This window comes from Lactonifactor longoviformis, assembly GCF_042848515.1.
Classification (GTDB): Bacteria; Bacillota; Clostridia; order Lachnospirales; family Lachnospiraceae; genus Lactonifactor; species Lactonifactor longoviformis.
Genome location: NZ_AP031453.1, coordinates 3,522,838 through 3,543,137 on the forward strand (window position 1 = coordinate 3,522,838; position 20,300 = coordinate 3,543,137).

The 20,300-nt window shown below is 47.6% G+C and carries 17 protein-coding genes and 1 tRNA gene; 3 read left to right on the forward strand and 15 right to left on the reverse strand.

Annotated features, from left to right (window positions below; translation table 11 throughout):
* Positions 1-25 precede the first annotated feature (25 nt).
* Both ACGHCT_RS16045 and ACGHCT_RS16050 read right to left on the reverse strand, forming a co-directional pair.
* Complete coding sequence (locus ACGHCT_RS16045; RefSeq protein WP_390436801.1) at positions 26-1,222, reverse strand: glycine betaine/L-proline ABC transporter ATP-binding protein; 1,197 nt, start codon at positions 1,220-1,222, stop codon at positions 26-28.
* Positions 1,212-3,092: a glycine betaine ABC transporter substrate-binding protein gene (locus ACGHCT_RS16050; protein WP_390436802.1), complete on the reverse strand. Its 1,881-nt coding sequence runs from the start codon at positions 3,090-3,092 to the stop codon at positions 1,212-1,214. The genes ACGHCT_RS16045 and ACGHCT_RS16050 overlap by 11 nt, the downstream gene beginning before the upstream one ends.
* 230 nt (positions 3,093-3,322) lie before the next feature.
* Here ACGHCT_RS16050 and ACGHCT_RS16055 point away from each other — a divergent pair.
* Positions 3,323-3,405, forward strand: a tRNA-Leu gene (locus tag ACGHCT_RS16055).
* Positions 3,406-3,528: 123 nt separating this feature from the next.
* Here the strand turns inward: ACGHCT_RS16055 and groEL are convergent.
* Positions 3,529-5,103 carry a chaperonin GroEL gene (gene groEL, locus ACGHCT_RS16060; protein WP_390436803.1) on the reverse strand — a complete coding sequence of 525 codons (1,575 nt, stop codon included), beginning with the start codon at positions 5,101-5,103 and terminating at the stop codon, positions 3,529-3,531.
* A gap of 29 nt (positions 5,104-5,132) precedes the next feature.
* Positions 5,133-5,636 (reverse strand): hypothetical protein, encoded by a 504-nt coding sequence (locus tag ACGHCT_RS16065; protein ID WP_072848443.1) that lies wholly within the window; start codon positions 5,634-5,636, stop codon positions 5,133-5,135.
* Positions 5,637-5,813: 177 nt separating this feature from the next.
* On the opposite strand from ACGHCT_RS16065, the gene ACGHCT_RS16070 reads away from it, so the two are divergent.
* The gene (locus ACGHCT_RS16070) at positions 5,814-6,563 is read left to right on the forward strand and encodes a helix-turn-helix transcriptional regulator (protein ID WP_390436805.1); all 750 of its coding nucleotides are present in this window, start codon (positions 5,814-5,816) and stop codon (positions 6,561-6,563) included.
* 52 nt (positions 6,564-6,615) lie between these two features.
* Here the strand turns inward: ACGHCT_RS16070 and ACGHCT_RS16075 are convergent, their stop codons facing one another.
* From ACGHCT_RS16075 to ACGHCT_RS16125, 11 genes are all read right to left on the reverse strand, one after another.
* Entirely contained in the window at positions 6,616-7,512 is an 897-nt protein-coding gene (locus ACGHCT_RS16075) for a 3-methyl-2-oxobutanoate hydroxymethyltransferase (RefSeq protein ID WP_072848447.1), read from the reverse strand.
* Between the two features lie 107 nt (positions 7,513-7,619).
* Positions 7,620-8,546 (reverse strand): SDR family NAD(P)-dependent oxidoreductase, encoded by a 927-nt coding sequence (locus ACGHCT_RS16080; RefSeq protein WP_390436807.1) that lies wholly within the window; start codon positions 8,544-8,546, stop codon positions 7,620-7,622.
* 237 nt (positions 8,547-8,783) lie between these two features.
* Positions 8,784-10,754 carry an FAD-dependent oxidoreductase gene (locus tag ACGHCT_RS16085; protein WP_390436809.1) on the reverse strand — a complete coding sequence of 657 codons (1,971 nt, stop codon included), beginning with the start codon at positions 10,752-10,754 and terminating at the stop codon, positions 8,784-8,786.
* Between the two features lie 26 nt (positions 10,755-10,780).
* Positions 10,781-11,653, reverse strand: coding sequence for an SDR family oxidoreductase (locus ACGHCT_RS16090; RefSeq protein ID WP_390436810.1), 873 nt, complete (start codon positions 11,651-11,653; stop codon positions 10,781-10,783).
* A gap of 20 nt (positions 11,654-11,673) precedes the next feature.
* Positions 11,674-13,137, reverse strand: coding sequence for a sodium/proline symporter (locus ACGHCT_RS16095; protein ID WP_390436812.1), 1,464 nt, complete (start codon positions 13,135-13,137; stop codon positions 11,674-11,676).
* Between the two features lie 2 nt (positions 13,138-13,139).
* Positions 13,140-13,295, reverse strand: a complete 156-nt coding sequence (locus tag ACGHCT_RS16100; RefSeq protein ID WP_170066487.1) for a hypothetical protein — start codon at positions 13,293-13,295, stop codon at positions 13,140-13,142.
* Between the two features lie 48 nt (positions 13,296-13,343).
* Complete coding sequence (gene buk / locus ACGHCT_RS16105) at positions 13,344-14,432, reverse strand: butyrate kinase (protein WP_390436814.1); 1,089 nt, start codon at positions 14,430-14,432, stop codon at positions 13,344-13,346.
* A gap of 16 nt (positions 14,433-14,448) precedes the next feature.
* Positions 14,449-15,348, reverse strand: a complete 900-nt coding sequence (locus tag ACGHCT_RS16110) for a bifunctional enoyl-CoA hydratase/phosphate acetyltransferase (RefSeq protein ID WP_390436816.1) — start codon at positions 15,346-15,348, stop codon at positions 14,449-14,451.
* A 3-nt stretch (positions 15,349-15,351) separates the two neighbouring features.
* The gene (locus ACGHCT_RS16115; protein WP_390436818.1) at positions 15,352-16,719 is read right to left on the reverse strand and encodes an aldehyde dehydrogenase family protein; all 1,368 of its coding nucleotides are present in this window, start codon (positions 16,717-16,719) and stop codon (positions 15,352-15,354) included.
* 32 nt (positions 16,720-16,751) lie between these two features.
* Positions 16,752-17,936: an iron-containing alcohol dehydrogenase gene (locus tag ACGHCT_RS16120; protein WP_390436820.1), complete on the reverse strand. Its 1,185-nt coding sequence runs from the start codon at positions 17,934-17,936 to the stop codon at positions 16,752-16,754.
* Positions 17,937-17,954: 18 nt separating this feature from the next.
* Positions 17,955-19,229: an MFS transporter gene (locus ACGHCT_RS16125; protein WP_390436821.1), complete on the reverse strand. Its 1,275-nt coding sequence runs from the start codon at positions 19,227-19,229 to the stop codon at positions 17,955-17,957.
* A gap of 171 nt (positions 19,230-19,400) precedes the next feature.
* On the opposite strand from ACGHCT_RS16125, the gene ACGHCT_RS16130 reads away from it, so the two are divergent.
* A complete protein-coding gene (locus tag ACGHCT_RS16130) occupies positions 19,401-20,300 on the forward strand; it encodes a LysR family transcriptional regulator (RefSeq protein ID WP_390436823.1) in 900 nt (299 codons plus the stop codon).

The following is a 20,300-nucleotide window of genomic DNA, read 5'->3' on the forward strand; positions in this document are numbered from 1 at the left end:
AACAAGCAATTCCTGGTAATTCCCCTTACGCGAGAGAGGACAGTACAGCCGCCTTAGTAAGAATTCCTTCCAGATGCCCCACAGCGTCTACCACTGCAATTGGGTATCGGGTGCGTGCCGCCACAGGAAGAATATCTCTCACCGTAGTATCCGCAGTTGTTGTCTTCGCCTCCTGCCACTGTATTTCTTCCAAAGACTGGTGCCGCTGCCTTCCTCTGACTGCTGCCTCAATGGTAAGGATCCCTTTCAGGCGTTCTTCTTCGTCTACCAGATAGGCAGTCGAATTCCCCTCCCTCTGCATGAGGTAAATAGCAAAATCCAGACTGTCTCTCTTGCTCACCACACAGGAGGGCGCTGCCATCACATGCCCCACTGTCAGCACCTTTGCCTTATCCGCGCTCTCTACAAATTCTTTTACATAATCATCGGCAGGTTCCGCGCTCATCTCTTCCGGAGTTCCAACCTGAACCAGCCTTCCGTCCCGCATAATAGCCACTCTGTCACCTAGTTTAAATGCCTCATTAATATCATGAGTGATAAAAACCACTGTTTTCTGCAGCTTCTTCTGCAGAGACAAAAGCTCAAACTGCATATCCTTCCGAACCAAAGGATCCAGAGCGGAAAATGGTTCATCCATGAGCAGAATCTCCGGATCATTGGCCAGAGCCCTGGCAATTCCCACCCTCTGCTTCATCCCTCCGGACAGACTCTGAATGGGTGTATGTTCCTGTCCCTTAAGGCCTACCAGCTGTATCATATCTGCTGCTGTCTCTTCCCTCTTACTTTTTGACATACCTCTCGTCTCCAGTCCGTATGCCACATTTCCCAGCACATCCCTGTGAGACATGAGCCCAAAATTCTGAAATACCATAGAGATCTTTTCTCTCCGGTAGTCCAGAAGCTCTCTCTTACTGAATCCGGCTATATTCCGGCCGTTAAAAATTATTTCACCGCTGGTAGGTCGATGGAGAAGATTCAGCATGCGCACCAGAGTGGATTTTCCGCATCCGGAAAGTCCGATAATAACGAATATCTCTCCTTTCTGTACTTCGAAGTTCACGTCCCACAGTCCCAAGGTAACCCCTGTCTTCTCATAGATGCTGTTTTTTTCCTCTCCTCTCTCAGCCATCCTGAATGCCTCTGATTTATTCATTCCGTAGAATTTTGTCAGGTGCCTGATTCGGAGCATCCGTTCTGTATTCTGCTCAGTCTTATTTTCCATTTCTCTCCTCCTCGCCCTTCCTCAGACATCCCTGGGTCATACGATCCATGAGTATCGCTACAATTACTACTGCAATGCCGGCCAAAAGTCCTCTTCCTATCTCAATCCGGTTCACACTGATAAGTACTTCCATCCCCAGACCGGAAGCACCAATCATAGAGCAGGTAACTACCATGGACATGGCCATCATCAGTGTCTGATTGACACCAGTCAGAATCGTAGGCATTGCCTGTGGAATCTGCACTTTCCACAGACACTGCAGCCAGGTAGATCCAAAGGACCTGGCTGCCTCCACCACCTCGGGCTCTACCTGACGGATCCCGTGGCTGGTAAGGCGTATTACTGGAACCACTGCGTACACTGTGGTAGCGATGACCGCAGGTGCTCTTCCCAGCCCGAAAAACAAGACTGCCGGTATGAGATAGACAAACACAGGCATGGTCTGCATCGTATCCAAGATCGGACGCAGAATCCGATTCGCTCTGTCACTGCCTGAGATAAGAATGCCGATAGGAAGTCCTGCTGCCAATGAAATGACAACTGATGCAATCACAATGGCTAAAGTCTCATACATCATCGCCCACAGCCCTATCATTCCTACAATGAAAAGAAGAATACTATAGAGAATTCCCGTTTTTATCTTTCCTCCGATTTTCCATCCACCTAAGAAGACAAGGAAAATCATAAGCCACCAGGGAATCAGTCCCAGAATGCCATGGATTCCCCCAATCATCCCATCCAGCCCATCCCGGATCCCATTGAAAAACCCGCTGAAGTGTGCGGCAAAAGCCTTTACGGCACTGTCAAAGTCTTCGGTATGTATAGGCAGTTCAAAGGGAAACTCAAGAAAATAATTTTTTCTGACTTTTTGAATCCCCAATGCGCCTTTTACCGCATCAGCTTTTTCTTTGTCCGGCAGCCACTGTTCAATCAGATCTTCATGCTCTGTGAGAAACCATTTTGCCGCAGCAGTATAGTCATTCCCTGTCTCCTGCATATATGCCAGAGCCTCGCTGGTTAATTTGCTGGAAGTATGATAATTCTCCAGGAAACTGCAGAATTCCGGATTTGACTGTGCAAATGTATTGCTCACCGCAATGGTAACATTTACTGCAGGGCACTCTGTCTTTCCCTCCCGGAACTGCTCCTCATCCACGTATGCTTTGTCCTCCAGCAGTACCAGATCACATTTCCCCGTCAGCCACGTTGGCTCCCAGTAATATCCTACGATCGGTTCCCCCTTTTCATAGGCAGAGGTAAAGGCTGCAGATAATGCAGAATCTGAACCCGGCTGAAAGTAATTGTATAAGCTGTCCAGGCCATTATAGCTTACCTTTTTTCTCATAGTCTCATTGATCTCCCATCCCGGGATTCCCCCATAAATCCTTCCCTTGCCTGGATTCTCCTGATCCGTAAAAATGTCCGCATACTTTTCCAGATCCTGTACTGTTTTCAAATCAGGGGCAGCCGCTTCAATTCCTCTGGAGGGATCCCCCTCAATTACGTATCTGGGCACATAAAACCCTTGTTTGTCGTCATCATAATTGGATCCTAATTCCTGAAACGTCCCTGCCTTTAAGTCTTTTTCATAAGAAGAGATATTATCTGTCCACTCTTCCATGCTCACATCAATCTCGCCCTTTTTCAGGGCCTCATGCATAATCGGCGTAGACCCCGGCGTCTCTGTCCAGGTATACCCATACGCAGACTCTGCAATCAGTCCCGCCACAGCGTTATGAAAGCGTACACTGTCCCATCCCACATCGGCAAACGCTATTTCCTTCTTTTCTGTCGTCCTGCATCCCCCGAGCAAGAGACAAAAAGCCGCAAAAAATAGCAGCAGGAACCTGTAATTTCCCCTCTGCTTCATAAGATTTCACTCCTTCTCTATTAAGAATTGACTTTTCTAAATTATAACATTCTACCGGGGGGAGATGTGTGAAGTATGCGTTAAGAAATTAGAGACTTCACATTCACGGTACATGAAGGGGAAGTTTTAGAGTTATAGGTTTTTCATCTTGCTTATCAGAAAAAAGCCAAATTTCCCCTTGCAGATCATGTTAGAATATGGTACAATTATTTTCGGTTCGGAATGAACATGCCGGCGTGTCGGAATGGCAGACGAGGCAGACTCAAAATCTGTTGTGGGCAACCACGTATGGGTTCAAGTCCCATTGCCGGCAGTATTAAGTCCAGTATTCACTGAGAATACTGGACTCTTTTTTTGTGTGAAATCAGACGTATCAGCACTCGTAAGATTACGGGGAGGATTATATCTAAGGCTCCTTATTTACCTGCCGGACATCTTAAGGAAATAGGTGGGTTGACGCCCCGGTAGTCAAAAGCGTTGAGGCTGCAGATACAGCACACGTGAGGGCCGATACCGTGACTTTGGCCGGATCTATGATTCCCGCCTCCATCAAATTTCTGTACTCTCCCGCCCCCGCGTCAAACCCATATGCTGCCGGAAGCGTTTTTACCTTTGCCAGAACCTCTGTTCCGTGAAATCCGGCGTTTTCGGCAATCAGACGCAGAGGGCCCTCCAGAGCCCGGCTCACGATATAGGCACCGGTTCTTCGGTCACCTTCCAGCGTTTCAGCAAATTCCTTCACTTTAGGGATGGATTTTACTAAAACAGTGCCCCCGCCTGGTATCATTCCTTCTGCCGCAGCTGCTTTTGCCGCATTCACAGCATCGTCAATCCGCATCTTGCACTCTTTCATCTCCACTTCTGTAGTTCCCCCAACATCAATAAAGGCAATTCCCCCGACGAACCGGGCCAGGCGTTCTTTATACCGTTCTTTTTTAAATGCATACGCTGTATCTTCCGATCTCATCCGGAGCTCATTGATACGAAACTGAATTTTCTCTTTGCTTCCCCCTCCCCCGGCAATCACGGTTTTCTGTGAATCTATAGTGACCGAGTCGGCGCTTCCCAGCATGTCCAGGGTTGTTTCTTCTATCTTATAAGAAGATTTGGTGATTACGGTTCCTCCGGTCAATACCGCAATGTCTTCCATGGTTTCCTGACGTCCCTCCCCGTATTCCGGAGGCATGACGGCGGCCACATCCAGGATCCCTTTAGCCCTGTTTAATACCAGAGTGTCCAGTGCCTCTCCCTGAAGCTTTTCGGCAAGGATCAGCAGCGGCCGGGGCTGCTCCAGATTCAGCACTTCTTCCAGAATAGGCACCAGCTCCTCAATCTCCGATATTTCGTAATCGGTAAGCAGAAGCAGGGGGTGGTCCAAACGGATTTGTGTTTCTCCTTCTTTTAGAAAGCTGTTTGTCACCAGACGGCGGCTGAACTGCATCCCCTGAGCAACGGTCAGGACTGTCTCCAGTTTACTGCCCTCGGAAACGGTGATTACTCCGTATTCTCCTATTTGCTCCATGGCGTCAGCGATCATGCTGCCCGCCGCAGGATCCTGGCAGGCGGCTGCCGCTACCTGGGCCATTGCCGCCTTGTCCTCCACGGGCACAGCCGCTTTTTTTATTTCCTCTGTCACAAGGTCTGCAGCTGCCTGAATCCCCTTTCTCAATTCTATGGGGTTGGCTCCCGCCGCTATATTTCTCAGACTTTCCTGAACAATACATTGGGCCAGCACAAGAGTTGTAGTAGTTCCGTCTCCGGCACCCTCCTTCGTCTTTTGGGCGGCCTGTTTTATAATCTGCGCCCCCATATTCTCAAAAGGGTCGGGAAGTTCCACTGCCTCCGCGATTGCGGCACCGTCATTGGTAATCAGACAGCCGGACGGTTCCCTGACAATCAGGACATTCCGTCCTTTGGGACCCAGCGTTACTTTTACGGTATCGGCCAGTTTATCTGCTCCGGCGGCAAGCTTCTCCAATGCGCCTGCACCGTGTGTCATTGTTTTTACCATCGTATCCTCCTCCCACAGTATGTCCCTGTTCAGACCAGAACCGCATGCTCATAAATCAAGTCTATCGCCTTTCGCCTCAGAAGATCTTTTTTAAGAAGTCCGTAGTCATCCCCGTAAAACATCCGGGCCATCTCAGGTGTGACTTCCAGTCTTTTGGCAGAAGCCAGCCCTTCTTTCTCCAGCTCTTCCCGGGAGACCTCCAGATGTTCCGCTTCAATAACAGCCTGCAGCAGCAATTCTGTCTTTACCGAACAATAGGCTTCCACCCGAAGAGACTCCAGTGCAGCATAAAAAGACTCCGGGAATCCATAAAACGGTTTGCCCTCAGCCATGTACTCATACCGGATCCTTTGTTTCGCAGTCTGGACCAGAGCGGTATATTCCCTTTCCACCTGCTCGTTGGGCACGTGGATGTTACTTTGTTCTGCGGCCTTTTCCAAAAGAGCCTCTTTTATCTGCTGTTCATCCAGACCGCTCCGCTCCAGCCTTATCTGCAAATATTTAAGTTCTCTTACTTCGTCTAAGCATTGCATGCGCTATTCCCCCTCTGTATTTTAATTAAAGTGAATGCCGATTCTCTAAAGTTTCAAGGACAAGTACTATATTGACATTTCACTCAAATACTTTTATATTAAAGAAAAAGTGTACTTTACCTTTCCCCGCATAAGAGTATCATTAGGAACTCACTGATTTGTAAAGAGGAGGATGATATGAACGATACCAAGATCCCCTGGCGTGAGCTATATGATTTCTGTCTGCATTGCGGAAGCTTCCATGAGCAGAGACAGTTTGCCATTGAGATAATGACCGGCCTGCGGGAATACTGCCGCTTTGACAAGGGACTTATCTACTTTTTTGACTCTAACGGGAAGGTCTATGATCAGTATTTGTTCAATACAGACAGCCACTGGTCTACCCTTTACCTGGAATACTATTCAAAATTGCCGGAAAACAAGCGCTACTCCATTTACACACCCTACCTAACGAATGAGGCAGATTCCGAGATTTCTCTTGTGTCCTGGAAGGAGGAGAGCGCAAAAGAATTTATCCCTGATTTTATACGTCCCCGGGGGCTCACCTATACCTTGGGCTATGCTTTTCAGGACCTGAACGGACACGTTAGAGTTCTCTCCTGTCTTGATAAGACAACGAACGAAAACTTTCTGCCGTCAGAGATTGCATTTATCAAGCTGGCAGTTCCCCAGTTTAAAAATATGTACAAAAACTTCTTCAGCTATCAGATGCAGGATACCGATATCAGCAAGATAGACTGGAAGTCCACAAAGCTAACTCCCAGGGAAATAGAGATCGCTACTCTGCTGTGCAATGGAATGTCCCCTGCCCACATCAGCACGACTCTCAGTGTCACCCGGGCAACTGTGCAAAAGCACATCTCACACATCTACGCCAAACTTCATGTATCTTCCCAGAGGGAACTGCTTGCCCGGCTTTTAGGATAGAAGTCCCCAGGGCAGACGGCTGTATGCCTGCCCTGGGGTGTTTATCCCGGGGTTAGAATTTTTCTAATGCATTCATAAACTTATCCAATTCCTCCGGATCCATATGCCAGCCATGCTTGTCTTCCGGATATGCCCCTGTACGCACATCATTCGCCCACATCGCATATGCGGTGGCTGCAAATTCCATAAAGTTCGCATAGGTCTTGGCATGGGATGCTGCAGACGGCATCATACCGAAGGTATCCATATCCACCATCTCAGATCCGTCGCACGCCGCACCGCCGGCGATAGACACTACAGGAACGCGCAGTTTCTTTGCTATGGCAGCACTGACCTCGATGGGCGTCAGCTCAACAGTCATTCCGCCCATCCCATTTTCCTGATATTCATACCCCATCTTAAAGACTCTCAGAGCATCCTCTGCTGTCTTACCCAGCTTTGAATAGCCGGTAGCATTGGTCTGCCATCCCGAGATCGCTCCGATATGGCCGTATACAGGGACATAATTATCTGTCATGTATCGCAGTGTCTCATTGCTGATACCCATGGGCAGCATAGAATCTGCCCCTGCAACCACATATTCCGATCCATAGGAAAGAGCCTTCTCTTTTGACGCATACGTAGGCGTGGGCATATAGAAGTTAATATGGAGTCTCTGTGCTACCGCCCGGTAGGATTTAATGGTGGGAATTGCGCTGTCAATAGAATCCTGCTGGGTATCGGCAAACCAGGACGGCGTGCGGAGAATATCACAGTCAGCGACCTCCGCCGCCAATGCAAACATAGGACCCAGGGCTGCCGGGCACATCTGGACAATCTTTTCCCCTTTATCCTTCTTTTTCTGCAGATACGCGAGATTTTTTCTGGCTTTTCTTACCGTAGACATGTGAATACCCTTCTGGGCTTCTTTTTGTTCCTCCTCAGAAACTACTACTTTGTTTTCTTCCATGTAACTGTTCCCCTTTCACATTTGAATTTGCTTTGCCTCATGTACCGTATTCCAATTTCTTTCCCCGCAGCTTCGGGTAAAGAAACGAACACCTGTAAGAACCGGGACTATTCTGCTTTCGGACCAGGTATACAGCCCTCCACATTGTAACTCCAGGGCTTCTGCTGGAAGCTCATGAGAGAACCGCCGTCCACATCAATGGTCTCTCCCACCACATAGTCAGACATCGCTGTACACATGGCCAATACCACCAGGGCAACCTGATCCGGACTGGATGCCACAGGTACCTCTGCCCCGAACTGCATCCGATCTGCCGCCAGTTCCTGGCCATACAGTTCAAATGCCTCGGAGGAATTGCTGACGGCACCGTATGTTGTCATCCCGCCGGGAGCAACACAGTTGACACTGATCCCGTATTGGTGCAGTTCCTTGGCAACCCCCTTGGTCAGGCTGACCACTGCACCCTTCGCCGCATTGTAATGGGTCATCATACCGATCTTAGGGGTGTCGGATCCCTTATGCGCCACAGAGGCGATAAATACAATCTTCCCTCTGATCTTCTGACGCACCATAACACGGGCAGCTGCCTGGGCAATAAAATACTCTCCCTTTAAATCTGTATTTATAACATGATCAAAGGCTTCCTCCGGCATATCAAGGAAGGAATACATAGACCAGGTAGCAGCATTGGCTACAACAATATCTACTTTCCCGTACTTTTCCACAGCAAAGTCCACGGTTTTATAGCAGTCAGCTACCTTAGTCACATCCGTCCGGCACCAGATAACCTCCCGTCCTTTTGCCCGGAACTCCTCTTCCGCCTTTTTCCCTCTGGCTTCGTTCCGGGATGCGATGATCACAGATGCCCCGCCCTCTGACAGGCGGTTTACCACGCAATAGCCAAGTCCGGTGGCTCCGCCTGTAACAACGGCTACCTTCCCTTTTAGATCTGTGCAGAAGATCTCCTGCAGACTGCGGGCATCCTGGGTGCTCATTTGTGTCAATCCAAGTATCATTTTTTCTGTTAATTCCATTCCTGTTCCTCCTTTCCTAACACTAACTGCGGCCGGTTTACGTGTGTTTTATCACTGCCCAATCCCTATATAATTATTTTACTTGAATTGATTTCCCGGGGATATTACTCAAATGTAGAAAGATATATTATCTTAACAGATACTATTATTTTATCAGTTACTGTGTTATAATTAATAGTTACAGAAACTGCCGCGCCAGGGATGCTTTCACCCCTGGCCCGGCAGTACTTTTCTTTCCTATATACTTCGGGCAATCTCATAGGCATCCCATACGGACGTCATCACGCTGCCCACCTTTCTTCCGTCTCCAATTTCATATACATCCATCCCACAGCCCCTTACTTCATCAGCAAACGAGGGGACAGGCCTAAATCCGATTGCCATTACCACCGTATCGGCAGTCAGCTCCTCCTCCTCTCCATCCACAGCAATTACAGCGCCTGTCTCCGTTATCCTGCTCACACGGCTTCCCGTTTTTACTTTGATTTTATAGTAATCCATCATTTCCTCAATGCACATCTTGTTCATAAACGGAACCGGAGCACCAGCCGAGAGAATCTTTGGCAGTGCCTCAACAACTGTCACATCTTTCCCTTCCATTCCGTACTCTATAGCAAGCTCACATCCCACAAGACCGCCGCCTATAACAATTACCTTATCCCCAATCCTGGTTCCCTTTGAAAGTGCCTGGATGCTGGAAATGGATTGTTCGATTCCCGGAATCGGAGGCATGACCGGCAGGGAACCGATTGCTATTATCACAGCATCAGCCCCGCTCTGCTCAATGAAGTCAGCACTCACCCTGGTATTCAGATATACCTCAACCCCCAGCTCTTTTAGCTCCCTCTTATACCAGTCATTGAGTTCCAGCACCGGTGCTTTGAATGTATGAGCCCCTGCCGGGAGCAGATTGCCACCCAAATGATCGGAAGCTTCATAAAGAGCAACCTCATGGCCGCGCATAAACAGGGTTCTTACGGCTTCCATACCGGCAACCCCGCCGCCTACTACCATAACTTTCTTTGGTTCGTCCGCCTTCCTGATGCCGTAGCTTTCTCTTCTCAGCACAGAAGGATTGACTGCACATGAAACAGCGCCATTCAGAAATTCTCTCCCAATGCATCCCTGGTTGCAGGAAAGGCATGGCCGGATTCTTTCTTCCTGCCCCTTCTCAAGCTTAGCCGCATAATGGGGATCGGCAAGGGCTGCTCTTCCCAGTACAATTCCGTCTATCTTCCCTTCCTCAAGTGCTTTTTCACACATCTGGGGATCATTCATTCTTCCGGCTAAAAGGATGGGAATATTCACTGCCTTTTTCGCTTCCTCCGCCAGGTCTATATAATTTCCCTTTGGTATGTAACTTGGGGGGCATGCATGGTAGAAGGATTCATAAGTACCCACATCCACGCTCAGTCCGTCATACCCATAAGACTCCAGGGTCCTGCAAATCTGAACCGCCTCCTCAAGAGTTCTTCCTGCTTCCCCCTCTCCTGTATAGGAACCTACGTTAAAATCCTTGATATATCCTTTCAGAGACACCCGGATTGTGACCGGGAAATCACTGCCGCATTCTTTTTTTATTCCTTCTACAATCTCCTTTGGCACTCGCATACGGTTCTCAAAACTTCCCCCGTATTCATCCGTCCTATGGTTCATCATTTCCATCGCAAATTCGTCAATCAGATAGCCCCAATGCATCGCATGGATGTCAACACCGTCAAACCCTGCATCCTTTGCTATTTTCGCACCGCGGATAAGTGAACTTATCTTAGCTTTGACTTCCTCTGTTGTCAGCGCTCTCGATTTCTCATCCGGTGCAAAGTAATACGGTAATTCTGAGGGTGTCAGTTTTCCACCCCCGTTTCTGCCCGGTCCCATGGTAATCTGGCAAAAAATCCTGGCATTGTAGGAGTGAATTCTCTCATTCATAAATACACAGTTTGCAATAAAGGCTTTGGGATTGTAGTTTGGAAAGAGTCTGTCTAAAGGACTGTTGGGATCCACCTCCAGGTCAGTTGCCAGTGAATTGCTGAAGATAAGACCGAATCCTCCCTTTGCACAATCCACATAAAAATCCACTGTATCGGGATCATAAGTTCCAAGTGCAGTGAATTTCGCCCCGCCCATAGGTGCAACTGCATATCTGTTTTTTACTTTTACCTTTCCTATATTATAAGGAGAGAACAAATTTTTATATTTGATACTCATATACATTTCCTCCATATTCTGCTGGGTTAAGCATACGTATGCACTAGCTTTCTGCCGGTCCATCGGTCTTCCTTCTCTATCCCGCTAAGAACTGCTGCATCTGTTGCATAATCCACAATCAATTCTGCTCCTGAGATGTAAGATGCCATGTCACTGTTCAGGAAAATTGCCGGTTCTGCCATCTCACGGGGCTCGGCAATGGGGCGCAGCCCATTTGCTTTGTGATAATCCTCAATGGTTTCCCCGGGATGTAATCTCAGATATCTTTCAACAAACTCATCTGTCAGTCCGCTTCTTGTATTCCCGGGCTTCAGGCAATTTACCCTCACATTTTTCCCAGCCATTTGGCACGCAAAAAGTGTTGTAAAATATCCAAGGGCCCTCTTGGAGTACGTATACGCATTCCCTTTCTGGAGGTCTTCACAGATTACATCTAACACTTTTTCTGCTTCCTCCCAGTCCCGGGCATGAACCAGTGCTTCCAGTTCGGGTTTATTTGTTTCAGAATACCATCTATTTGCTCCCACAGAAGTACACATCATTACTGCCCCCTGTTCCGGGATCCTTTCCCGAAGATATTCTTCCATAATATATTTATTGCCGAGATAGTTAATAGAGATCGTCTCCCTGGGGGATGTTTTCTCCCCCGAAACTCCGGCAAAGCTAAAAAATTTGTGAATTGTTTCCGGAAGATGTGCAAATGCCCCATCAATAGAAGCCTTATCTCCCATATTTATCTTTACGAATTCACAGATTCCATCGATCTGCGGCGGAACAATATCCAGGGCATACACCTTCGCTCCCAGAACAGCAAGCTCCCCTGCACAGGCCTTTCCCATGCCCGATGATGCACCTGTCACAACACATATTTTATCTTTATATCCTAACAAATCTTTCAAAGTAAATTTCTCCTTATTGATTACTCAAAAACTTTTGATTTTTCTGCTTTCGTCAAAAGCGTTACCGCAATGGTCACTGCATAGGAAGCAACTACAGCCAATCCCCCGATGGTCCAATTGGACAGCAGCGCACCGTCGAAAAGCAGCTTATTTATAATGGGAAAGATTCCTCCGCCCAGTAATCCCACACTCATGCCTGCCACCGCAGCCCTGGAAGACATTCTTTTCCATCGGAGCCCGAGATATAAGACAGGTCCGAAGCCTGCGCAAAAGGTACCGAAAGCCTGCGTGCCTATCAGCGCAATCAGCGGCGGAGGACTCAGGGAAATGATAACAGTAATGACTGCAATGACTGCCATTGTCACCCGCGTAAGCATCAGCACTTTATGATCCTCCATTTTTATATCGAATGATTTGATTGCCAAATCCTGTATGATGGATGTGGATGAAGTAAACAGATAGGATTCGGCAGTAGACATGACAGCTGCCAGAATCGCAATCAAAAACAAGTCCGTCAATTCCCCAGGTATGATATGAGCTATCACATCAAGCAAAATCGTATCCTGCCTTTCCGGAGGTGCAAGAATTCCCTGTTCCACCAGGATCCTTCCCTGGATTCCCACGTAAACTGTAAAGGTACCAACGATCAGTGCAATTACACTAATGAAAGGGGACCACTTCAGCAGCTTTTTATCCTTAATCATCATAAACTTTGTATTCACCGCAGGCTGTCCCCCATAGGCTATTGCCAGCATAAACACCGTATACGTCAGGACAAAGCTCATGGCAAGACCCCCGTCTCCTGCATGCCAGGGGCTAATCATCTGCGGCTCAATCGCTGCGATCTGTTCGTTCATACTTGTAAAACCCCCAACCGCGGCAAACCCCGCCACTACCAGAATGCCTGCCACAAAAAACATAATAATCATCTGAATAAAGTTTGTCCACATACTGGCAAGCATTCCGCCCGCTATAATATACAGGGTTATGATAACCGCACCGATAATTACGCTTTGTCTGTATCCGGTGCCAAGCGCTTCCTGCACTGCCGTTCCCATGGAAACCCACTGACTGACAAGATAGGTGGCGGAGCCGATCAAAATAATGATCCCGCACAAGAAACGGATGGTCTTATTGTCATTCCATCTCGCCGCAAGAATATCCGCCAGAGTATAGCAATTGAACTTTTCACTGATGATACGCACCGGTTTTGCAATTATAAAATAGCTTATAATAAGTCCCAGGGGGGAAAACGCAGTGTATGTGATAACAGAGGAATAGCCCCCGGAATATGCACTGCCCGGATTCCCCAGCCAGGTCCAGCCGCTCATCACAGCCGCCATAATACCCAGAGATACAATCCATACCCCGAGATTCCTCCCGCCAACCATATACCCCGACATATCTTTTGTGCGTCTTCCCGCGAAAAAGCCAATCAGAAGGATAACAGCAAAGTAAATACACACCAGAATTATTGTCCGCATCTCTACCGCCCCTTTCTGAACTTTTCAATAATATCTTCCACTGTTAACCAGTGATCCCCCTCATCAAAAGTGAACACAAAAACCAGTGAAAGGATCACCGAAATTACAGGTGCTCCAATCGCAAGAAAAAAAGTAAGCAACGGTAAGCCAAATATCATTTCTTTTCCCCCTGTTATTCTCTACTGAAACAGTGCGCCAAACTACTCTTATTTTTTCCTGAATACTTTCGGCTTCTCCTCGTTTCTCAGCACCCTGAGTGCTCCCTGTGCAAGGGCGGCAAGCTCAAACTCACCTGGATATACGATTACCTTTCCCATGTTTCTGATACGTTTTATCACCTTATCCCTAAAATGTTCAGAGTATGTAAGGCCTCCGGTTAAAATAACGGCATCGACATCCGAATCAAGTACGGCATACATTTGTCCAATTGCTTTTGCCACATTATAGGTCATGGCCTCGAAGATCAGCTCTGCCTTTTTGTCCCCATCTGCAATCATGGCCTCTGTCTCTCTCAAATCCGATGTCCCAAGATAGGAGAACATACCGCCGCTCCTTACGAAACGATCCATGATCTCATCTCTGGTATAGTTCCCGGAAAAACAGAAATCCAGAAACAAGACCCCGGGGACTGCACCGGCCCGTTCCGGAGAGAACGGCTCTTCACCGGAGCTTCCTCCCACGCCGTCAACGATTCTCCCGTAACGATGTGCACCGATACTAATACCGCCGCCCAGATGTGCAACCACAAACCGGCAGTCTTCATACCCCTTCCCCAGTTCAGCTGCTGCACGTCTTGCAACTGCCTTCTGGTTCAGGCAGTGAACATGGATAACCTTTGTAATCTCCGGGAATCCTGTAATCCGGGCAATCTCCCACAGCTCATCCACTGTGGCAGGATCAACGATAAACCCCGGAATATGGTACTCATCTGCGATCTCCTTCGCAATCACCATTCCAAGAAGCGCCGGTGAGGGGAGGGGATCTGGTATACTGTCCATAAGATCCTGATTAATTTCATAGGTACCGCTTTCCATAGGCGGCAGTCTTCCCGCCCTCCCGGAAGCAGCATCCAGGGTTTCCAAGGGAATGTGATTCTCTTTCAGTGCCTCCAGCACCAGCTGCTTTCTTATATCCTTCTGCGAAAAAACTCCAGGCCCGGGGCAGGAGACAAGCTCCTGCCTTTGGTGTCTTACCACATGTTCAAGGATACATGTATCATTGTCAAAAACACCTATTTTTGTGGAGGTAGAGCCCGGATTGATTGTGAGGATCCGATATATTTTTTCTTCTCTCAAAATATTCTCCTTACTTTTATTCTGACGCTGCCAGCGCCAGTGCTACCGAGCGCAGCTTATTTTCAGCACTGTCTGCCCGGCTTGTCATTACCACAGGGACCTTCGCGCCCAGTAGTACGCCCGCCGTAGCGGAATCTGTCATAAACCGCACTGCCTTCATAATTCCATTGCCGCATTCAGCATTGGGCATAATCACAATATCTGCTTTTCCGCACACATCAACCGGTGAACTGACCTTCTTATGCTTAACTGCCTCCGGAAAAAGCGCATTGTCCAATCCCAGGGGCCCGTCTACGATGCAGTTTTTCAGCTGGCCGCGCTGCCCCATAAGGGCAAGCGCCGCTGCTTCCAGAGTGGAAGGCATATTCGGGTTGATGATTTCAACCGCACACACAACTGCTACCTTAGGAATATCCACCTCCAGTTTTCTTACAAAGGATACTGTATTGTTTATAATATCCACCTTCTGCTGGAAAGTAGGATATGTCACAACCCCCGGATCCGACAAATAGACAATTCTGTCAAGCTTCGGGCAGTCAATGGCACAGACAGAATTCAGAATGCCTCCGCCTCTGATCCCCTTTTCTTTGTCAAGAATGGCATGCATAAGTGTCTTTGTGAGTATCCCGCCTTTCATAAGGACATTTGCCTTTCCTTCCCGTACCAGGCTGACGGACTTCCCTGCACTCTCCACTTCATCCGCGGCATGGACAATCTCACAGTCTGAAATATCCATGCCAATCTCATGGGCGATAGAGAAAATATTATCTTTATTTCCTACCAGGATACAATTGCAGAGACCCCTCTTTAAAACCTCCCCAATGCATGTCATAACTTCCTGATCATCCGCGGCAGAGACTACCATCGTTTTTTTTCCATCATCAGAAGTTCTTTCTAAAAACCTGTCAATTCTCATGGTCTACTCACCCCATACTTCTTCGTCTGTTGGATCCACATTGTTCTTTGGTTCGAAAACGACCCTGCTAATATTATACAAATGCTTATAGTCCAGATTTTCACTGATACTGTTATTCCCCCATGATCCGCACCCAAGGGTGCCCGTAGGCGCAAGTCCATTCCGCATCGTTCCGCCTACTACTGCGGTAGAGGACTGATTAATGGCAAAACGTGAAACACTGATTTTTTCTGCTGCATACTCAATCTTATCCTTGTCGTTGGAATGAAACGTAGTGGAATGTCCTTTGCCCATGACCGTCAGGTTGGCCTCTGCAGCCTCTACAGCCTCTTCCCATGTCTGATAAGAACGTACGGCAAGAACCGGGAACAGCTTCTCCTTCGCAAGAATCTCATTGCCGCCATATTTTGTAACCTTGACAACGATAATCTTGGTATCCTCCGGGAGTTCCACACCGAAGGCTTTTGCAATCTCAAAAGGAGGACGGCCTACAAGCTCTTTATTAATCTCCCCGTCCGGAAATAAAGTGTCACGGACTTTATCTGTAAGTGCCTCGTCGTCGATATAACAGCAGCCTGCTTGTTTGAACTCATTTATATATTCATCAAATAATTCCTCCGGAATATGTGCAAACTGCTCACAGGAACAGGGAATTCCCTGATTATGCATACGTGCCGCAATAATCTTCGGAACCACCTCTTTGACATCCACACCCCGGTCTACCAAACACTGCACATTTCCGGCCCCCACACCGTAAGCCGGTTTCCCGCTCGTATAAGCTGCCTTGACAACACCTGGTCCCCCGGTGGAGATACAGACATCACAATGCTCCATAAGAAGTTTTGAAAGCTGAATAGTCGGCTCCCCTATCACCTGGATAAGATGCCTGGGTGCCCCAAGTTCTTCAATGGCACCCTGCATCAGCTGAACAACACGGCCAGAGGTTGTTTTGGCTCTGGGATGGGGTCCGACAATGACTGCATTGCCGCACTTCAGGGATGCCATGGTGTTGTGCATTGGTGAGATTACAGCTGAAGTAACCGGTGTAATAGAACCGATAACCCCCATAGGCTTTGCGATCTCGATTAAGCCTTCTTCCGGAATCCGTCTCAGAACCCCCCTGCTCTTTTTTCCCTTCATATGAAACCAGAATGCCTTAGCCCGGTTGGACTGCATGGATACCTTTGATTCATAGGTTCCCATACCGGTCTCTTCAAAATCCATTCTTGCAAGTTCCTCGGAATGGTCAAAAATCACTTTTCCCGCAGCCCGAACAATGGCATCCACCTTTTCCTGGGAAAAGGTTTCAAACTCCTTTTGGGCTGCTCTGGCTTTCTCCACCATTTCCATAATCATTTCTCTATCCGTCATTTAACTGCCTCCATTTCAATAAAGGATCTGATTTAAAAACTGATTACCCTTCCGTTATACCCATCCATATACATCTTTTTAAAATCCTCAAAGTCAGGATTTCCGGGAGATGCATAGGCATCCGAACCATTCTGTGAAAAATACACGCTTCTTTCAATCATAGCATCTAAATTGTCAAGCTTCATTCCCAGATCTTTGTAGTTTCCGCAAAGTCCCAGATCATCCCGAAGCTTCTGGACACCTAAGACAGCCTGCTGTGCAAGCTCCATCTGACTCATGCCGTCTTTTGCAAGCCCGAATTCTTTTGCGAGATTCGCAAGCTTATCTGTTGCTGCATTGAGGTTAAACTCCATACAATAGGGAAGCGCTACGGCAACTGCCGCACCATGGTTAATCTCCCCGCTTCCCCCCACAGATCTTGCCACACAGTGCCCGTCAATATTTCCTGTAAAACCGGCTCCCATGATACCCAGCGTAGATCCAATCTGCATATTGGCAGCAGCATCTTCGTTTCCGGTATCCTCCACAAAGGAAAGGATGTTTTTGTAGATCATTCCCGCGCCCATCAATGAGACTGCCTGTGTGACCGGACTTCCCTTAATATTCAGGTAACTTTCCACAGCATGTCCCAGGGCATCGATACCCGCTGTTGTTGTAACAGACCTGGGAGAACCCTTCAGTACGGACGGAACATAAAGGGCAACTGCCGGGCAGCATGCTCTGTCCATCACCTGATCTTTGACATTCTTCTGGGAATCTGTGACAGAAATCACACGGCTGACCTCAGCTCCGGATCCTGCTGTTGTGGGGATTCCGATTACAGGATATGGTGCTCTCTTAACCTTATTTACCCCAAAGTAATCTCTCATCTGCCCGCCGTTTGTCCGGATAATTGCCGCACCCTTGGCGGTATCCAGCGCGCTTCCGCCGCCAAATGCGATAATGCAGTCTGCCCCGGAATCCTTAAAGGCCTTGGCACAGTCATCGATGGTGTAATCCTTCGGCAGGGGGCGCACATCCAGATACTCCTCAAACGCAAAACCGATCTCTTCCATCGCCTGCCGTAAAGCTTTAAAATTCGGCAGTTTTGCCAGCCCGGGGTCAGTGATGAGAAGCGCCTTATCCGCCTTTACCGATTCCCTTGCCTCTTTCAATCCTTCTTTCAGATCATTGTTAAAAATCAGTTTACTTCCTAAAAAATATTCAAAATTATTCATATAGACCTCCTTGAATTCTTACAATGTTCCTTCGCTCTCGAACATATTTTTTTTGTTTAGTGATATGTACATTAGTACAAAATATACGACCAGCACAACAACAGAAAGTGTATAAGCCCTCTGGTATCCTCCCATGGTTCCTGTGAACATTGCTCTAAAGATAAATCCGGTAAAAAAGTTGCCTATTCCGTTAAATCCATGTGGCAGCAGTGCCATCTTGGTAAGCTCCTTAGATCCTACCATTCTGGAAATCCCCAAAGTTCCGGCGCCTGTCAGTCCGCCGATAATACCCATACCTGCCGCGCATAATATCAGCACAGGGAATCCGGTATTAAAGATGTAAAGAATACCGGTAATAATGGGGATAATGGCGATTCCGCAGATGCCAACCCTAAGCCCAAACTTGTCGCCCAGCAAACCATATACAATCTTAATCAGACTCTTCCCCCAGCTCCACACAGAAACAAGGATTGCCGCCTGTGCAGCAGAGTATCCTAAGAACTGGCTGTATGCAGAGAGCTGAGGCTGCACAAGCCCATATCCCATATTGAGAATCGACATGCCAATGAGGAACATCCAGAAGTAAGATTTGGAATACGCTTCTTTTTTTGTAAGTCCGGGCACATCTAATGCTCCGCTCTCACTTCTCATATTCTCCGCACCCACGGGAACATATCCGTAGTCCTCCGGTACTCCCCGAAAGAAGATAAGACCTGCCAGAAGATTCCCCGCCAGAACGAAGCAGGCCGCAAAGATCAGCGCCGTCGTATAACCCGTGCCCGCGTTATCAAGGAGCTTTGCTGTAACATTCGCAACGATGGTAGTTCCAATCGCCTCTGTCATTCCTACGACTCCGATCATGGTAGCTCTTCCCTTATAATACCATTTTGATATGGTTGTCTGGAGAAGCGCCGGTCCGGTAAGACAGATCGGCCAGCCTGTTAGAAATGCACCGAAAAAATATATGGGAAGTGCAGGTGCAAATCCCATCAGGAGCAGCCCCAAAAACCCCAGAACTCCCCCAAGAATTGCACTTCCGTTTGTATTAATCTTTGCAATAATTTTTCCGCCTAAAAATGCGGAAAGAATCAGGCCAACCAGCCAGGCCGTATTGTACATACCCGTAACTGCGGTGGTTACACCAAATCTCTCTGCTGCCGGAGCAACTGTCATAACCGATGCGCCGTAGATTCCTCCTCCTGTACAGATCAGAACCAGGGCGCCGCCTACAAGTGAAAAAACTGCCATTGTATTTCGGCTTAAGTTTGTTTTCTTTATTGCCTCTTTACCCATCTCCTTCAATTCACTCCTTTGTCTAAATTTAACAAAAGTTACTACTAGCTAGTGATTTTATTATAACTACTTTACAAATAAGATACAAATGCTTATAATTTATACGGAACTATAACTTTTTATTATACATTTACTGTACAGCGACTACTATCCGGCCAAAAGGAGATTTCTATGGAATTAAGAGTCATCAAATATTTTGTTACAATTGTCCGTACAGGTTCTATTGCAGGTGCTGCAAAAGAGATTCACATTACCCAGCCTGCCCTGTCAAGGCAGATCGCAAGCCTTGAAACTGAGCTTGGAAAAAAACTGTTCAGCCGGGGATATCATGGGATTTCTCTGACAAAAGAGGGAAGCATATTCTTTGAACGGGCAATTGAGATCATCAATCTTGTAGACAAGACAGCAAACGATGTCGCTCACAGCGACTCTACTGTAACCGGCACGGTTCATGTGGGTGCAAACAGACCGCCTGCGCTAAGACTGTTATCGCGCACAGCAAAAGAGATACACGAAATGTATCCGAAAATAAAGTTTAACTTTGTAAACGGGAACTCCCGGACTCTGATTGAATCCTTAATCCAGGGCAATGTGGACTTTATAATCGCAGGCAGTCCCATGAGAAATGACTTAGTATGCCGCCCCCTGCCATTCACGTCAACCTGGGGAATCGTTGCCCCCAAAGGCTCGGAATGGTATGACCATACATCCATCACAAGGGAGGACCTGAAAAGAATTCCCTTGTCTGTTGTGGAGTCTGATTTTATAAGAAGTGAAATCTCCGGCTGGCTTGGAGACAGCTTTGATTCCCTTTCCATCGTAAGTAACCATACCTTAATCAGAAGCGCTGTTAAAATGTCACAGGCAGGATTGGGATATCCCCTTTGTCTCAACACAGATGTAGATACCAGTGTATACAACAGTTTAAAGTTTATCCCCCTCAAGCCATGGTTCGAAACCAGCAATAACATTATCTGGAAAAAGAATCGGATGGTTTCCAAAGCCACAGAGGTGTTTCTGAAAAAATTCGATCAAACGATTCAGGAGAACTTCCTGTATGAAACCATCTGA

Coding starts and splice junctions, on each gene's coding strand:
- ACGHCT_RS16050 (WP_390436802.1), bottom strand. CDS start 3,092: ATGAAGCAGAGGGGAAATTACAGGTTCCTGCTGCTATTTTTTGCGGCT.
- ACGHCT_RS16065 (WP_072848443.1), bottom strand. CDS start 5,636: ATGCAATGCTTAGACGAAGTAAGAGAACTTAAATATTTGCAGATAAGG.
- ACGHCT_RS16115 (WP_390436818.1), bottom strand. CDS start 16,719: ATGACGGATAGAGAAATGATTATGGAAATGGTGGAGAAAGCCAGAGCA.
- groEL (WP_390436803.1), bottom strand. CDS start 5,103: ATGGTAAAAACAATGACACACGGTGCAGGCGCATTGGAGAAGCTTGCC.
- ACGHCT_RS16100 (WP_170066487.1), bottom strand. CDS start 13,295: ATGATATTTGGCTTACCGTTGCTTACTTTTTTTCTTGCGATTGGAGCA.
- ACGHCT_RS16130 (WP_390436823.1), top strand. CDS start 19,401: ATGGAATTAAGAGTCATCAAATATTTTGTTACAATTGTCCGTACAGGT.
- ACGHCT_RS16110 (WP_390436816.1), bottom strand. CDS start 15,348: ATGAGAATTGACAGGTTTTTAGAAAGAACTTCTGATGATGGAAAAAAA.
- ACGHCT_RS16120 (WP_390436820.1), bottom strand. CDS start 17,936: ATGAATAATTTTGAATATTTTTTAGGAAGTAAACTGATTTTTAACAAT.
- ACGHCT_RS16080 (WP_390436807.1), bottom strand. CDS start 8,546: ATGGAATTAACAGAAAAAATGATACTTGGATTGACACAAATGAGCACC.
- ACGHCT_RS16070 (WP_390436805.1), top strand. CDS start 5,814: ATGAACGATACCAAGATCCCCTGGCGTGAGCTATATGATTTCTGTCTG.
- ACGHCT_RS16095 (WP_390436812.1), bottom strand. CDS start 13,137: ATGCGGACAATAATTCTGGTGTGTATTTACTTTGCTGTTATCCTTCTG.
- ACGHCT_RS16085 (WP_390436809.1), bottom strand. CDS start 10,754: ATGAGTATCAAATATAAAAATTTGTTCTCTCCTTATAATATAGGAAAG.
- ACGHCT_RS16045 (WP_390436801.1), bottom strand. CDS start 1,222: ATGGAAAATAAGACTGAGCAGAATACAGAACGGATGCTCCGAATCAGG.
- ACGHCT_RS16075 (WP_072848447.1), bottom strand. CDS start 7,512: ATGGAAGAAAACAAAGTAGTAGTTTCTGAGGAGGAACAAAAAGAAGCC.
- ACGHCT_RS16125 (WP_390436821.1), bottom strand. CDS start 19,229: ATGGGTAAAGAGGCAATAAAGAAAACAAACTTAAGCCGAAATACAATG.